Genomic DNA, 14,040 nt, shown 5'->3' with positions numbered 1-14,040 from the left:
CCGGAGCGACGTCGCACGTGTGGCCGTCCGCCGGGCGTCACCTCTGGCCGTCCGGCGGAACGAGTGCAGTCCAATCGCACGCGCAGGGACATCTCGTGTACGCGGCCAGCGGCGTCCTGACGGTTCACACCGAGCGCGGGACATCGATTGTTCCCGCCAACCGGGTCGCGTGGACACCTGCTGAGTTCACCCACTACCACCGCGCCCACGGCGACACCGATATGCGGATCGTCTTTCTCACGCCGTCCCTTGCACAGCTCGTGCAGGATCGTCCGGCCGTGTTCCTGGCCTCCGACCTCGCTCGCGAGGTCCTGCTCGCCCTGACCGGTCCACGCAGCTACGACGACTCCGCGTCGGCGTACAGCCGTTCCGCACGAGCCCGTCTCCTTCGCGTACTCGTCGACGAGCTCCGGGAGACGGGCGAACAGCCGCTGCAACTGCCGGAGCCGCGGGACGACCGACTGCAGGCGATCACCCGGATGCTGAACGAGACGCCGGCGGACAACGCCACGTTGGCCGAGCTCGGGACGGCGATCGGCGCCAGCACTCGTACCCTCAGCCGCCTGTTCCGCGACGAGCTCGGAATGACCTTCTATGAGTGGCGTACGCAGCTACGCATCTACCACGCGCTCGTGCTCCTCGCCGAGGGCCACGATGCCACTCATACTGCCCACGCCTGTGGATGGGCCAACCCCAGCAGCTTCATCGCCGCGTTCACCAGCATCATCGGAACCACTCCGGGCCGCTACCGAACCAGCTGAGAGGCCGCCCAGGCGGGCGTCGTACTCATGGTCCCGACCGGGGAGCGCCAGCGCCGAGGTTCAGGGACGCATACGTCTCCTTGACGAAGCGGAGATGGCTCCAGGTCTGGACCTCGCGGACGCCGTCGAGCTCGCGGATGTGGTCGAGGACCACGACGAGGTCGCCGGAGGTGGCGGTGTGGACCGTGAGCAGGGCGTCGTAGCGACCCAGGGTGCGGGCCACGAAGGTGACCGAGGGGAGCCGGCCGAGCTGCTCGGCGATCGGACGGTGGGCGGCGCCGTCGAGACGGAGGCCGATCCCGGTCGCCGTACGCCGCTCCTGACCCGAGTGGCGTACGACGGCGCCGACCCGGACGACGTTGCCGTCGAGCAGCCGGACCACGCGCCGGCGGGTGCCGGCGGGGGAGAGGCCGACGGCCGCGGCCATGTCGACGTAGGAGGCGCGGCCGTTGGTCTGCAGGGCGCGCAGCAGGGCGTAGTCGGTCTCGTCGAGCGACCCGGCCGCGGGCGCGGGGCCGACCGGAGCGGCCACGTCGCGGATGACCTCGGTGTAGAGCAGGGTCTCGGTGGTGACGATGCCGTCGATCGCGCGCACCTCGGCAAGGGCGTCGTCGATGCGGCCGATGTCTTTCGCCCGTAGCTCCAGGACCAGGGCGTGCTGGCCGCTGGTCATCGAGACCAGGGTGGTGTCCTCGCGCGCCGCGGCGGCCTGTGCGACCTGGGACGCGGAGCCGTCCACGGTGACCGAGACGTGGGCGAGCACGTCATGCCCGAGAACCGCCGGGTGAACGACGCCGCGGACGTCTATGTGCCCCTCGGACAGCAGCCGCTGGACGCGGGTGGCCGCGGCCGATCGGGAGAGGCCGATCTGGGCGGCGATCTCGCGGTGAGTGAGGCGACCGTCCTCCTCGAGCAGGACGAGGATCGCCTCATCGGTGCTGTCGAGGACGCCGGGCGTGATTTCGTTCGACATTTTTTGAGAGCGTCTCCAGGGTCGGATCGATCCTCTGGGAGATGGATCTGATGCCATTATGACGGATCCTCCGACTCTGACCGGCATATCGACAGCTATTACAGCCAGGTTAAGAACGAAACGATTGCGGCGGCGTTCCGGGTGCTCCTACAGTGACGCAGGTCTCGGCCCACTCGACCCGCATCCCAGGAGACCCGGTGACCATGGACCCGATCACCAGCACCCCGCACCAGCAGCCGCCCAAGGTCACCGAGGTCGAGCAGCACGGCGTCGAGCCGATTCCAGACCCCGAGCGCAGCGCCCGCCCGCTCGACCTGTTCCGGCTCACCTTCGGCGGCGCCAACACGATCGCCACCGTGGTGCTCGGCAGCTTCCCGATCCTCTTCGGGCTCTCCTTCGCGCACGGCCTGCTGGCCACGCTGCTCGGACTGCTGCTCGGTGCCGTCGTCCTCGCCCCGATGGCGCTGTTCGGCCCGCGCAACGGCACCAGCAACTCGGTCAGCTCCTCGGCCCACCTCGGCGTGCACGGCCGGATCGTCGGCTCGTTCCTCTCCCTGCTCACCGCGCTCGCGTTCTTCTCGATCTCGGTGTGGAGCTCGGGCGACGTGCTCGTCGGCGGCGCCAACCGCGCGGTCGGGCTGCCGGAGAACGACTTGACCCTGGCGCTGGCGTACGGCCTCTTCGCCGTGCTCGTCCTGGTCGTGTGCATCTACGGCTTCCGGTTCATGCTGCTGGTCAACAAGGTCGCCGTGATCGCCGCGACGCTGCTCTTCCTGCTCGGCATCGTCGCCTTCGCCGGCGACTTCGACCCCGGCTACGCCGGTGCGTTCGGCTCCGGTTCGGAGGCGTTCGGCGAGCCCGGCTTCTGGGCGGCGTTCGTCGGCTCAGCGCTGATCGTGATGTCCAACCCGGTCAGCTTCGGCGCCTTCCTGGGCGACTGGGCCCGCTACATCCCGCGCGAGACCTCTGGACGGTCCTCGATGGCCGCCGCGTTCCTGGCGCAGATCGCCACCCTCGTACCGTTCTGCTTCGGGCTGGTCACCATGACGATCATCGCCGCCCGCGAGCCCGAGATCTTCGCCTCCGGTGCGTACGCCTCCGGCCTGCTCGCGATCGCGCCGGGCTGGTACTTCGTTCCGGTCGCCCTGATCGCCCTGATCGGTGGCATGTCGACCGGCACCACCGCGCTCTACGGCACCGGGCTGGACTTCTCCAGCGTCTTCCCGCGCTTCAGCCGCGTCCAGTCGACGGTGCTGATCGGGGTCTTCGCGATCGGGGTGATCTTCATCGGCCGGTTCGTCTTCGACGTGGTCTCCAGCATCTCCGCCTTCGCCGTCCTCATCGTCAGCTGCACGGTGCCCTGGATGATGGTGATGATGATCGGCTGGTACGTCCGGCGCGGCTGGTACGACTCCGACTCGCTGCAGGTCTTCAACCGCCGTCAGCGCGGGGGCCGCTACTGGTTCGCCCACGGTTGGAACTGGCGCGGCCTGGCCGCCTGGCTGATCGCGGCCGCCGTCGCGCTCACCTTCGTGAACCTGCCCGGCCAGTTCGTCGGGCCGGCTGCGCCCCTGATCCCCGGCGGGGTCGACATCTCCATCCCGCTCGGCATGGGGCTCGGCGCGCTCCTCTACCTGGGCCTGCTCTTCGCCTTCCCCGAGCCGCGGGACGCCTACGGCCCCGAGGGATCCCGGCTCGTCCCGACCGGACCGCCCGCGAACACCCCGGTCATCTCGGTCGACGACGGGCCGGCACCGGCCGCCACCGTCGTCAGCTGACCGCTGACCCGAACCACCCCGCCACACCGCACCACGCAAGGAGAACCACCCATGCCCATCGGGCCCGTCGACGCCTCCAAGAACCCCCGCTACGCCGGCTTCGCGACGTTCGCGCGGCTACCCCGCCTCGACCAGGTGGAGCACGCCGACATCGCGGTCGTCGGAGTGCCGTTCGACACCGGCGTCTCCTACCGGCCGGGTGCGCGCTTCGGCCCCTCGCACGTGCGGGAGTCCTCGCGCCTGCTGCGTCCCTACAACCCGGCGCTGGACGTCTCGCCGTTCGCCTCGGCCCAGGTGGTCGACGCGGGGGACATCGCGGCCAACCCGTTCCACATCGACGAGGCGCTCGACACCGTGCAGGCATCGGCGCTCGAGCTCACCGCCGGCGGCACCCGGCTGGTGACGATCGGTGGCGACCACACCATCGCGCTGCCGCTGCTGCGTGCCGCCGCCGAGCGCCACGGACCCGTCGCGCTGGTGCACTTCGACGCCCACCTGGACACCTGGGACACCTACTTCGGTGCCGAGTACACCCACGGCACCCCCTTCCGGCGGGCCGTGGAGGAGGGCATCCTCGACACCGAGGCGCTGTGCCACGTCGGCACCCGAGGACCGCTCTACGGCAAGAAGGACCTCGAGGACGACCGCCGCTTCGGCTTCGGGATCGTCACCTCCTCGGACGTCTTCCGGCAGGGCGTCGACGAGGTCGTCGAGAAGATCAAGCAGCGGGTCGGCAACCGGCCCGTCTACGTCTCGGTCGACATCGACGTCCTCGACCCGGCGCACGCCCCGGGCACCGGCACCCCCGAGGCCGGCGGGCTCACCTCCCGTGAGCTGCTGGAGATCCTGCGCGGCTTCGTCGGCCTGAACCTGATCGGCGCCGACGTGGTCGAGGTCGCCCCGGCGTACGACCATGCCGAGCTGACCGGCGTCGCGGCCTCGCACGTGGCCTACGACCTGGTCTCGCTGCTCGCGATGCGTAAGGCCGCCGCGGAGCCCAAGGCAATTGGTACAGCGGGTCAGGCATGACGAGACGCAACGGCGGCGACGTGACCGTCGAGAGCCTGACCGCTCTCGGCGCGACGCACGTGTTCGGCATCCCGGGCCAGCACGCTCTGGGTCTCTTCGACGCCATCCGCCGCAGCGACCTGTCCTTCGTCTCCTCCCGAGTGGAGAACAACTCGGTCTTCGCTGCTGACGGATACGCTCGTACGACCGACGAGGTCGGCGTGGTGTTCTGCTCCACCGGACCTGGGGCGCTCACCGCGCTGGGCGCGCTCCAGGAGGCGTACGCCGCGTGCGTCCCGATCCTGATGATCACCAGCCAGATCCCGCGCGACGGGCTCGGCGGTGCTCGCAAGGGCTACCTGCACCAGCTCGACGACCAACAGGCCAGCGCCCGCAACGTCACCAAGACCACGGCCGTCGTCCGGGACGCGGCCGCCATTCCCGGCGTGCTCGCCGATGCGTGGGCCACCGCCCAGGCGGCACCAGCCGGACCGGTGTGGGTCGAGATCCCGCAGGACGTCCTCCTCGAGGACGTCACGGTGCCGCCGGTGACCGGTCTGACCGCAGCGGTGCCCGTGCCGCGCCGGCCCCGGCCTGAGGTCGCTGCCGAGGCCGCCCGGCTGCTGGCCGCGGCCCAGCGCCCGGTGATCCTCGCCGGGGGAGGCGTACGCCGCTCCGCCGGAGCCCCGCGGGCGCTGGTCGCTCTCGCCGAGTCCCTGGACGCGCCGGTGGTCTCGACCTCCGGGGGCAACGGCTCGATCCCGCTCACGCACCCGCTGAGCGCTGGCGCGTGGATCGAGGACCGGTTCACCACCGACCTGCTCGACGACGCGGATGTCCTGCTCGCGATCGGCACCTCCTTCGGCGAGGTGACCAGCAACTACGGCACCTTCGCCCCACGGGGCCGGGTGATCCAGGTGGACGCCGAAGCTCGCGTGCTCGGCTCCAACCACGACGTGCTCGGCGTCCACGCCGACGCCGTCGCGGCCCTCACCGACTTGGCCGCGGCGCTTCCCGGCGCCGGTTCCGAGCCGGGACCGAAGCGGTCCGGTGCCCGGGTCGCCCAGGATCTGCGTACCCGGGTCCAGGCTCGGCTCGACGCCCAGGACCTCGCCGCCGAGCAGCGGCTGCTCGCCGACCTGCGGGCGGCCGTGCCCGAGGACACCGACACCTTCTGGGACATGACCATCGCGGCGTACTGGGCCTGGTCGGCCTGGGACCCACGCACCGGCGGCTTCCACACCGCACAGGCCTCCGGCGGTCTCGGCCTCGCTTTCCCCGCAGCGATCGGCGCAGCGGTCGGAACCGGAAGGCGTACGTTCGCGGTCACCGGCGACGGCGGCGCGATGTACTCCATCGCCGAGCTCGCCACCGCCCGCCAGCACGACGCCGAGGTCACCTGGCTGATCATCGACGACGGCGGCTACGGGATCCTGCGCGAGTACATGACCGGGGCCTTCGGCGCCGCCACCGCCACGGAGCTCGCCCGGCCCGACTTCGTCCTCCTCGCCGAGGCGTTCGGCATCCCCGTCCACGCCGCGACCCCCGAGACCGTCGGCGAGATCGTCGCCGGCACCTACACGACCAGCGGCCCCGCTGTCGTGGTTCTTCCGACCGTCCTCCGTATGTTCGCCCCCAGCTGATCGGACCTCTCATGGATCTCGCCATCATCGTCATCTACCTCGCCGCCATGGTCGCCTTCGGCTGGTGGGGCAAGTCCCGGACCAAGGACAGCTCCGACTTCCTCGTCGCCGGCCGCCGACTGGGTCCGGTGCTCTACACCGGCACCCTGTCGGCGCTCGTCCTCGGCGGAGCCTCCACCGTCGGCGGGGTCGCGCTCGGCTACGAGTTCGGCCTCTCCGGGGCGTGGCTGGTGGCGGCGATCGCCCTCGGTGTCCTGGCGCTCAGCCTGTTCTTCGCCGGGAAGATCCAGCGCCTGCGGATCTTCACCGTGGCTCAGATGCTGGCGTTGCGCTACGGGGTCGGGGCGACCGCGGCCTCGGGCGTGGTCATGGTGGCCTACACCCTGATGCTGGCGGTCACCTCCACGATGGCGTACGCGACGGTGTTCAACCTCCTGTTCGGCACCGACCGGGTCGTCTCCGTGCTGATCGGCGGCGTCATCGTGGTGATCTACTCCAGCATCGGCGGGATGTGGTCGATCACGCTGACCGACATGGTGCAGTTCGTCCTGCAGACCGTCGGCATCTTCGTCCTGCTGCTGCCCTTCACCTGGAACCACGCCGGCGGTCTCGACGGGATCAAGGCCCGGGCGACGGACTCCGTCTTCGACCTCGGCGCGATCGGCACCGGCACCGTGATCACCTACATCGTCGTCTACACCTTCGGGATGCTGATCGGGCAGGACATCTGGCAGCGGGTCTTCACCGCCCGTTCGCCGCAGGTGGCGCGCTGGGGCGGCACCGCGGCTGGTGTCTACTGCCTGCTCTACGGTGTGGCCGGCGCGCTGATCGGCACCGCGGCCTCCACGTTCGTCACGGTCGAGGACCGCAATGACGTCTACGCCACCATCGCCGAGTCGATCCTCCCGGTCGGCGTCACCGGCCTGGTGCTCGCAGCCGCCGTGGCCGCGATGATGTCGACCGCCTCGGGTGCCCTGATCGCGACCGCGACGGTGGCCCGCGCCGACGTGCAGCCATTGCTCGCCCGGCTGGTCGGACGCACCCCGGCGCGGGTCCAGGACGACGCGGAGAACCCCGAGCACGACGTGCTCGCCAACCGGATCTACGTCGTCGCGATCGGCGCCGTCGTCGTCGTGATCGCCTCGCTGCTCGACGACGTCGTCTCGGCTCTGACGATCGCCTACGACATCCTCGTCGGCGGTCTGCTGGTGCCGATCCTGGGTGGGTTCGTGTGGCGCCGCGCGACGGGTGCTGCGGCGGTGGTGGCGATGGCCGCCGGCACCGCCGCGACCCTGGGGACGATGGCGATCGTCGGCGACGTGCTCGCCAACGAGCCGGTCTACGCGGGCCTCGCGGTCAGCGCCGTGGCGTACGTCGTGGTCAGCCTGCTCACCCGCCCGACCGACCCCGCGGTGATGCGGGAGTGGACCGATCGACTCGCAGGTCGAGAGACCTCGGACCGAGCCACGTTCACGGCCCGATGAGGCCGAGCTGGATGGCGATGGGAGAGAGCGAGAAGCCGCCGGCGACGAGGACGGCGACGGCCATGGCGGCCGCCTTCGCCGCCTGACGCCGCTCGGCGGTCAGCGTCCAGCCGAGGGTCTGCAGGGAACTCCAGGTGCCGTGCCACAGGTGCATCCCGAGGACGAGCATCGCGGCGAGGTAGAGGGCGGTGGACCACCAGACGCTGAACGTGTCGACCACCAGGTTGAACGGGTCGTTCGTCGGGCCGCCGCGTACGTTGACCTTGCCGATCGTGAAGTTGGCCAGGTGCCACCCGAGGAAGAGGAAGATGACCAGGCCACCGGTGAGCATCGTGCGCGAGGCGAGCGACGAGGCGCGCCGCGGCGGCCGGGCGGCGTAGCGGCCCCCTGCGCGGCGGGCGCGTCGCGCGAGGACGATCGCGCTGGAGACATGCGCCACCAGCGCGCCGATCAGCCCGACGCGCATGATCCAGAGCAGTCCGGAGCGGGGGAAGATCGGCTCGCCCAGGGTGCGCAGGTGCTCGGCGTACTCGTTGTACGCATCGTGGCCGCTGAACGCCTTCAGGTTGCCGTAGACGTGACCGAGAACGAACGCGATGAACATCAGGCCGCTGATGGCCATGACGAGCTTCAGCGTGATGGTCGAGGACCATGCCCGGCGTCGCGATATCGAAGTGTGCACACCCAGTTGACCGGGCAGGGTCGCCGTCTGTGACACCTCGTCGCCGATCCATCTGAAAATGAGCATTGTCAAATTCGCTGGGTCGTCTTAGGGTCGGCGTTGTCCGGTTCGCCTGGAGAGAAGTGGTCTGTCATGGTCAAGCGTTCTGCTGTCATCCGTGCCGTCGTGGTGCTGCTCGCGGCCTCGACCCTGCTGATCGCCCCACCGGCGCAGGCGGCGGGAGGCGTCAACGACGCCGCGTGCCGGCCATCGGCCGACCACCCCAACCCGGTCGTCTTCCTGCACGGCCTGGGAGCCAACAAGGACGAGGACCTCAACTTCCTCCAGGCCGACGTGGCAGCGCAGGGCTACTGCACCTACAGCCTGACCTACGGCACCGGTGCGTACGGCCCGTTCGTCGGCGGGGTGGGGGACATCGCCAGGTCGGCGGCTCAGATCAAGGCCTTCGTCCTGGAGGTGCTGGCACAGACCGGCGCTGCGAAGGCCGACCTGGTCGGCCACTCCGAAGGAGGCTTCCAGACGCTCTACGTCACCAAGACCCAGGGGATCTCCGACCGGATCGACAAGGTCGTCGCCATCGCGCCGCCGACCCACGGCACCACCTTCGCCGGCCTCTACCGGCTCGGCATGGCCCTGGGCGCAGACGAGCTGGCCGGACAGGTCCTGACCACCTTCGGCTGCATCGCCTGCACCCAGCTGGTCACCGACGGCAGTGCCGTGCGCACCCTGACGAGCGGTCCGATCGCGCAGCCCGGCGTGACGTACACGATCATCCAGTCGAGGTACGACGAGCTCGTCACGCCCACCGAGACCGCGTTCGTGCGTGAGCCGGGCGTCACCAACACCTATGTGCAGGACGTCTGCCCGCACGACCCGGTCGGCCACATCGGCGAGGCCTACGACACCAACGTCTGGCACCTGGTCGAGAACGCGCTCGACCCGGCCGATGCCGCCCCCTTCGTCTGCTCGGTCGGGTCGCCCGGCTGATGGCGCAGGAGGGCCGTTCGTACGGCGGGCTGACCCGCGAGGAGCGTGACGCCCAGCGCCGCCAGCGGCTTCTGGAGACCGCCAAGGAGATCATCGGCACGCAGGGCTACGCGGCGACCACGATCCCTGGTGTCTGTGCCGCCTCGAAGGTGTCGACGAGGCACTTCTACGAGATCTATCCCGGCAAGGAGGATCTTTTCGTCGACCTCTACGACCGGATCACCGCCGACTCCTACGCCCGAGTGGCCGCGTCGTTGGCGGCGACCGCCGGCGAGCAGATCTTCGAGCGGGTGCCGGCAGCGGTGCTGGCCTATCTCGACCCGATGCTCAAGGACCCGCGCGTCGCCCGGATCGCGTTCGTGGAGATCATGGGCGCGAGCCCACGCATCGAGAAGCTTCGGCTCGACTACCGCGAGACCCTGGTCGAGATCGTGGGCACCGAGTGCTCCGCTTCCGTCGGCCGGGGCGAGATCCTCGATCGTGACTGGCGCTTCGCCGCGCTGGCACTCGTGGGAGCGGTGACCGCCATCGTCTACGACTGGGCGCTGCATCAGCCGAACTCGAGCCGCGAGCCGCTGGAGACCCAGCTGGCCCGGCTCGCACTCGTCCTGCTCACCTTCGACCCGCCGGGCTAGGGCCGTCCGCGTATCTCCTCGCCACCTGGGTACCGGCCAGGTGTACAGCGATGAGGAGGAACACATGTTCAAGAAAACAGGATTGCTGGCTGCCTTCGGTATCGGCTACGTCCTCGGCGCCCGCGCTGGACGTGAGCGCTACGACACCATCGCCGCCAAGGCGCAGCAGCTGTGGCACGACCCGCGGGTCCAGGAGACGGCGCACCGCGCCCGAGTCGTGGCCGAGGAGAGGACGGAGTCCGTCCGGCACACCATCCAGGACAAGATGCCTGGCGACACCCCGTCGTCCTCGGCATCGACCTCGACTCCCCAGACGACGCCGAGCGCCCCGCGTCCCCACACCACCACGGATCCGGTGACCGACATGCCGCGGGGGTGGGAGTCGTGACGCAGACCGATCATCAGACCGACGCATCGATGGGTGAGCTGGTCTCGCGACTCTCCACGGAGATGTCCAGCCTCGTGCGAGGCGAGCTCGAGCTCGCCCGCGTCGAGCTGACCGAGAAGGCCAAGCACGCCGGCAAGGGGGCCGGGGCGTTCGGCGCCGCCGGCCTGGTGGCTCTCTACGGCGTCGGGGTCCTGATCGCCGCGACGATCCTCGCCCTGGCGCTGGTCATGGACGCCTGGCTGGCCGCGGTGCTGGTCGGAGTCGTGCTCCTGGTCATCGCCGGCGGCGTCGCCCTGTTCGGGAAGAAGCAGGTCTCCGAGGGAACCCCGATGAAGCCCGAACGCGCCACCGAGAACCTCAGGTGGGACGTGGAGGCCGTCAAGCACCGCCACGCCGAGGACCACACCCCGAGGAGTACGCCATGACGCAGCACCATGTGCCCCGGCCCGTCGAAGGCGGCGACGACAGCATCGCCGCCCTCGAGGCCGAGCTGGACACCACCCGACACGAGATGGCCGACACCCTCGACGAGCTCGCCGCGCGGCTGGATGTGAAGACGCGCGGGAAGGAGAAGGCTCACGAGGTGAAGCAGCGTGCGCAGGTGGCCGTCAGGTCCCGAGACGTACAGATTCGAAGCGGCATCGTCGCCGCGATCGTGCTCAGCCTGATCCTGATGCTGGCCCGGAGGAAGCGCCGGCTCAGCGACGCCGAGTAGGCCGGGTCAGCCGGTCGAGAAAGGCGACGAGCAGCGCCTCGCGCATCGCGGCGGAGGCCAGGTCGAGCATCGCGTTGACCTCGGCCATCCGCTGCGGCAGCGCGAGGTCGCCCTCTGCGCCGTCGGCGCCGACGAGCCCGGCGGCGAGCAGCAGGCCGTCGAAGTCCTCCTCGGACAAGGAGAACGGGTCGAGATCGCCGATGAACGCGGCGACGGCCGGGTCGACGGTGACCGGGCCCGCCGCCACGGCGGCCGCGACCGCCTCGCCGAGAGCGGCGAGAAGCTCCGGTACGTGGGGTAGCGTCGCCGCGCTCACCGACAGGTGGATCGTGGCGGGGGAGCCGGCGAAGGACATCTGCGGCTGGACGTACCAGCCACGCGCCGCCATCTCGTCGCAGACCGTGAACGGGTCGCAGCTGCCGTCGGTGGTGAGCGCGAGAAGCGTCGAGTCGGGAGTGCTGACCACGGCGAGCTCGGGCATGTCGCCGACCCCGTCGCGGATCCGGTCCACCGCCTCGAAGACGTCTCGGGCGAGCCGCTCGTACCCCTCATCGCCCAACGAGCGCAGCACAGCCCAGGCGCCGGCCAGCGGTCCGCCCGACTTCGTCGACTGCATCGTGGAGTTGAGCATGGTGTAGCCCGGCCAGGCGGCCGAGGCGAAGAACTGCGGCCGCCTCAGCTCCGGGGTGCGGTGCAGCAGCACCGAGGTGCCCTTGGGGGCGTAGGCGTACTTGTGCAGGTCGACGGAGATCGAGGTGACACCCTCGACCGCGAAGGTCCAGACCGGTACGTCCCGCCCCAGCCGCGTCGCGTAGGGCAGCACCCAGCCACCGATGCACGCGTCGACGTGGCAGCGGATCCCGCGCTCGGCCGCGGCGGCCGCGATCGCGGTGACCGGGTCGACGACCCCGTGCGCATAGGACGGCGCCGAGGCGACGACCAGCACGGTGCGCTCGTCCATCGCCGCGGCCATCGCCGCCGGATCCGCCCGGAAATCAGGCCCGACCGGCACCAGCACCGGCTCAACCCCGAAGTAGTGCGCCGCCTTGTGGAAGGCGGCGTGCGCGGTCGCGGGCAGCACCATCCGCGGCCGCTCGATCCCGGGATGGGCGTCGCGCGCGGCCTGCACCGCGAGCAGCACCGACTCGGTGCCACCGGAGGTGACCGTGCCGACCACGGTCTCGGGTGCGTCGAGGAGGTCGGCGGCCATGCCGACCACCTCGGTCTCCATCCGGAGCAGGCTCGGGAACGCGGTCGGGTCCAGGCCGTTCGAACCGGCGTAGGCCGCCACCGCCTCGCGGCCGATCCGGTCGATGTCGGGCAGGCCGGAGTCGTAGACGTAGGCGAGCGTGCGGCCGCCGTGCACCGGCAGGTCGGCGGCCTGCATCGAGCGGAGCTGGGTCAAGGCGTCGGTCATACGGTCACGGTCCCATCCTTGTCGCCGTCGACGTCTCCGTCCACGTCGGCGGCGGTGAGCGAGTAGCGCCGCAGCCACAGCAGGCTGAGCAGAGCCAGGCAGGCCGGCAGCACCGAGAAACCGAGCGTGATCGCGGTCAGCGCCGAGTCCGGCTGGGCGACGTCGCTCCCGGTCGAGGAGCGGTAGCCGCCGAGCGCGAGCACCGCGGCGTAGACCCCGGGCCCGAGCGCGAGCCCGAGGGTCTCGCCGGCGGTCCAGACGCCGGTGTAGACGCCGATCCGGCTCGACCCGCTGCGCCTGGCGTCGACAGCGGCCGCGTCGGGGAGCATCGCCATCGGGAACACCTGGCACCCGGCGTACCCGGTCCCGACCAGCACCACCGCGGCATAGACCAGCGCCACCGGGGCGGTCTGCGCGGTGGAGGCGAGCAAGGCGCCGGCGGCGAGGACGACCGAGGCGGCGACGTACCCGTTCTTCTTGCCGATCCGGGCGCCGAGCGCCGCCCACGCGGGGGTGAGCAGCAGCGCGGGGCCGACGAAGCAGACGAACAGGATCGTCGCCGCGCCGTCGCGGCCGATCACATCGCCGGCCAGGTAGTCGACGCCGGCGAGCATCGCGCCGAACGCGACGGCCTGGATCACGAACGTGATGAGCAGCCGGCGGAAGTCGGGCGCCGCCGCGACGATCCTCAGCTGGTCGCGCAGGCTGCCCGCCCCCGGCTGGACGGTGTGGACCGGCGCCCGGCGGGTGCCGACGTACGCACTGAACACCCCGGCCAGGATGAGCACAGCCATCACCACGCCCATCACCCGGTACCCGTCGCGGCCACCGACGGCGTCCCGGATCATCGGCGCGGTCGCGCCGGCGAGCAGGATGGTGAGCGCCAGGATCGCGACCCGCCAGGTCATCAGCCGGGTGCGTTCGTCATAGGACTCGGTCAGCTCGGCGGGCATGGCGACGTAGGGCACCTGGAAGAACGCGTACGCCGTCGCGCAGGCCAGGAACAGGGCCAGCACCCACAGCGCCTCGAGGCCGGTCGCCATCGACGGTGCCGCGAACAGCAGCGCGAACGTCACCGCCAGCGCGATCCCGGCCCGGCGCAGCCACGGCCGCCGCGGCCCTCGTGGGTCCACCGTCCGGTCGCTGATCCGGCCCGCGATCGGGTTCAGCACGACATCCCACGCCTTCGGCGCGAACACGATGAACCCCGCGGCCAGGGCGGCGATGCCGAGGCTGTCGGTCAGGTAGGGGAGCAGCATCAGGCCCGGGATCGTGCCGAAAGTGCCGGTCGCCACGGAGCCGGAGCCGTAGCCGATCCGTACGCCGAGCGGGAGGGTCGGGCTGGCGGGCATGCCCGACATAGTGCCGTGGCCGGACCCTCGGTGTCAGGGAACGTCGGAATTCCCCCGGTACGGCCGCGGGCTGGTGCAGTGCCGACTCGTACCCCGCGTTGGGTACATCTTTGCCGAACGCCGCCGTCCCGGCGCGCTGGGTAAAGAAAGGGCCCACGGTCGATGGCCGGTCTGATGCCGGCCGACGCACTCGGCGATCCGCTTCGATCGGAACGGT

General features: G+C 70.7%; 14 protein-coding genes. 10 read left to right on the top strand and 4 right to left on the bottom strand.

The genetic code is table 11. The features are described from left to right. Positions 1-95 precede the first annotated feature (95 nt). Entirely contained in the window at positions 96-761 is a 666-nt protein-coding gene (locus tag ACFX43_RS25340) for an AraC family transcriptional regulator (RefSeq protein WP_378837461.1), read from the top strand. Positions 762-786: 25 nt separating this feature from the next. Here ACFX43_RS25340 and ACFX43_RS25335 read toward each other — a convergent pair whose 3' ends face one another. Next, positions 787-1,734, bottom strand: a complete 948-nt coding sequence (locus ACFX43_RS25335) for an Lrp/AsnC family transcriptional regulator (RefSeq protein ID WP_378837457.1) — start codon at positions 1,732-1,734, stop codon at positions 787-789. Between the two features lie 203 nt (positions 1,735-1,937). Here ACFX43_RS25335 and ACFX43_RS25330 point away from each other — a divergent pair, with 203 nt between their 5' ends. The 4 genes from ACFX43_RS25330 to ACFX43_RS25315 are packed head-to-tail and all read left to right on the top strand — an operon-like array spanning position 1,938 to position 7,647. Continuing rightward, the gene (locus tag ACFX43_RS25330) at positions 1,938-3,512 is read left to right on the top strand and encodes a purine-cytosine permease family protein (RefSeq protein WP_378841136.1); all 1,575 of its coding nucleotides are present in this window, start codon (positions 1,938-1,940) and stop codon (positions 3,510-3,512) included. A gap of 51 nt (positions 3,513-3,563) precedes the next feature. Next, complete coding sequence (speB, locus tag ACFX43_RS25325) at positions 3,564-4,541, top strand: agmatinase (RefSeq protein WP_378837452.1); 978 nt, start codon at positions 3,564-3,566, stop codon at positions 4,539-4,541. Further along, positions 4,538-6,163, top strand: a complete 1,626-nt coding sequence (locus ACFX43_RS25320) for a thiamine pyrophosphate-binding protein (protein WP_378837443.1) — start codon at positions 4,538-4,540, stop codon at positions 6,161-6,163. Before speB ends, ACFX43_RS25320 begins: the two co-directional genes overlap by 4 nt. Before the next feature lie 11 nt (positions 6,164-6,174). Further along, on the top strand, positions 6,175-7,647 hold the full coding sequence (locus tag ACFX43_RS25315) for a sodium:solute symporter (protein WP_378837440.1): 1,473 nt from the start codon (positions 6,175-6,177) through the stop codon (positions 7,645-7,647). Here ACFX43_RS25315 and ACFX43_RS25310 read toward each other — a convergent pair. Next, positions 7,634-8,395 (bottom strand): succinate dehydrogenase cytochrome b subunit, encoded by a 762-nt coding sequence (locus ACFX43_RS25310; protein ID WP_378837437.1) that lies wholly within the window; start codon positions 8,393-8,395, stop codon positions 7,634-7,636. The two genes, ACFX43_RS25315 and ACFX43_RS25310, sit on opposite strands and share 14 nt — an antisense overlap. A gap of 66 nt (positions 8,396-8,461) precedes the next feature. On the opposite strand from ACFX43_RS25310, the gene ACFX43_RS25305 reads away from it, so the two are divergent. The 5 genes from ACFX43_RS25305 to ACFX43_RS25285 all read left to right on the top strand — a co-directional run bounded on the left by ACFX43_RS25305 (position 8,462) and on the right by ACFX43_RS25285 (position 11,054). Next, positions 8,462-9,316, top strand: a complete 855-nt coding sequence (locus tag ACFX43_RS25305; protein ID WP_378837429.1) for an esterase/lipase family protein — start codon at positions 8,462-8,464, stop codon at positions 9,314-9,316. Then, positions 9,316-9,951 carry a TetR/AcrR family transcriptional regulator gene (locus ACFX43_RS25300; protein ID WP_378837423.1) on the top strand — a complete coding sequence of 212 codons (636 nt, stop codon included), beginning with the start codon at positions 9,316-9,318 and terminating at the stop codon, positions 9,949-9,951. The genes ACFX43_RS25305 and ACFX43_RS25300 overlap by 1 nt, the downstream gene beginning before the upstream one ends. A 64-nt stretch (positions 9,952-10,015) precedes the next feature. Beyond that, positions 10,016-10,339: a hypothetical protein gene (locus ACFX43_RS25295; protein WP_378837418.1), complete on the top strand. Its 324-nt coding sequence runs from the start codon at positions 10,016-10,018 to the stop codon at positions 10,337-10,339. Next, on the top strand, positions 10,336-10,764 hold the full coding sequence (locus tag ACFX43_RS25290; RefSeq protein ID WP_378837411.1) for a phage holin family protein: 429 nt from the start codon (positions 10,336-10,338) through the stop codon (positions 10,762-10,764). Before ACFX43_RS25295 ends, ACFX43_RS25290 begins: the two co-directional genes overlap by 4 nt. Then, positions 10,761-11,054 (top strand): DUF3618 domain-containing protein, encoded by a 294-nt coding sequence (locus ACFX43_RS25285; protein WP_378837405.1) that lies wholly within the window; start codon positions 10,761-10,763, stop codon positions 11,052-11,054. Before ACFX43_RS25290 ends, ACFX43_RS25285 begins: the two co-directional genes overlap by 4 nt. On the opposite strand, the gene ACFX43_RS25280 is transcribed toward ACFX43_RS25285, so the two are convergent. Both ACFX43_RS25280 and ACFX43_RS25275 read right to left on the bottom strand, forming a co-directional pair. After that, the gene (locus ACFX43_RS25280; RefSeq protein ID WP_378837400.1) at positions 11,038-12,471 is read right to left on the bottom strand and encodes a pyridoxal phosphate-dependent decarboxylase family protein; all 1,434 of its coding nucleotides are present in this window, start codon (positions 12,469-12,471) and stop codon (positions 11,038-11,040) included. The genes ACFX43_RS25285 and ACFX43_RS25280 overlap by 17 nt on opposite strands. Then, positions 12,468-13,823, bottom strand: coding sequence for an MFS transporter (locus tag ACFX43_RS25275; protein WP_378837397.1), 1,356 nt, complete (start codon positions 13,821-13,823; stop codon positions 12,468-12,470). Before ACFX43_RS25275 ends, ACFX43_RS25280 begins: the two co-directional genes overlap by 4 nt. Positions 13,824-14,040 lie beyond the last annotated feature (217 nt).

The organism is Nocardioides sp. YIM B13467, assembly GCF_042788075.1.
In the GTDB taxonomy this organism is placed as follows: Bacteria; Actinomycetota; Actinomycetes; order Propionibacteriales; family Nocardioidaceae; genus Nocardioides.
Note: the sequence above shows the minus strand (reverse complement) of the source record. Positions and strands in the feature narration are given on the sequence as shown.

Coding starts and splice junctions, on each gene's coding strand:
- ACFX43_RS25335 (WP_378837457.1), bottom strand. CDS start 1,734: ATGTCGAACGAAATCACGCCCGGCGTCCTCGACAGCACCGATGAGGCG.
- ACFX43_RS25330 (WP_378841136.1), top strand. CDS start 1,938: ATGGACCCGATCACCAGCACCCCGCACCAGCAGCCGCCCAAGGTCACC.
- speB (WP_378837452.1), top strand. CDS start 3,564: ATGCCCATCGGGCCCGTCGACGCCTCCAAGAACCCCCGCTACGCCGGC.
- ACFX43_RS25320 (WP_378837443.1), top strand. CDS start 4,538: ATGACGAGACGCAACGGCGGCGACGTGACCGTCGAGAGCCTGACCGCT.
- ACFX43_RS25315 (WP_378837440.1), top strand. CDS start 6,175: ATGGATCTCGCCATCATCGTCATCTACCTCGCCGCCATGGTCGCCTTC.
- ACFX43_RS25310 (WP_378837437.1), bottom strand. CDS start 8,395: ATGCTCATTTTCAGATGGATCGGCGACGAGGTGTCACAGACGGCGACC.
- ACFX43_RS25305 (WP_378837429.1), top strand. CDS start 8,462: ATGGTCAAGCGTTCTGCTGTCATCCGTGCCGTCGTGGTGCTGCTCGCG.
- ACFX43_RS25300 (WP_378837423.1), top strand. CDS start 9,316: ATGGCGCAGGAGGGCCGTTCGTACGGCGGGCTGACCCGCGAGGAGCGT.
- ACFX43_RS25295 (WP_378837418.1), top strand. CDS start 10,016: ATGTTCAAGAAAACAGGATTGCTGGCTGCCTTCGGTATCGGCTACGTC.
- ACFX43_RS25285 (WP_378837405.1), top strand. CDS start 10,761: ATGACGCAGCACCATGTGCCCCGGCCCGTCGAAGGCGGCGACGACAGC.
- ACFX43_RS25280 (WP_378837400.1), bottom strand. CDS start 12,471: ATGACCGACGCCTTGACCCAGCTCCGCTCGATGCAGGCCGCCGACCTG.
- ACFX43_RS25275 (WP_378837397.1), bottom strand. CDS start 13,823: ATGCCCGCCAGCCCGACCCTCCCGCTCGGCGTACGGATCGGCTACGGC.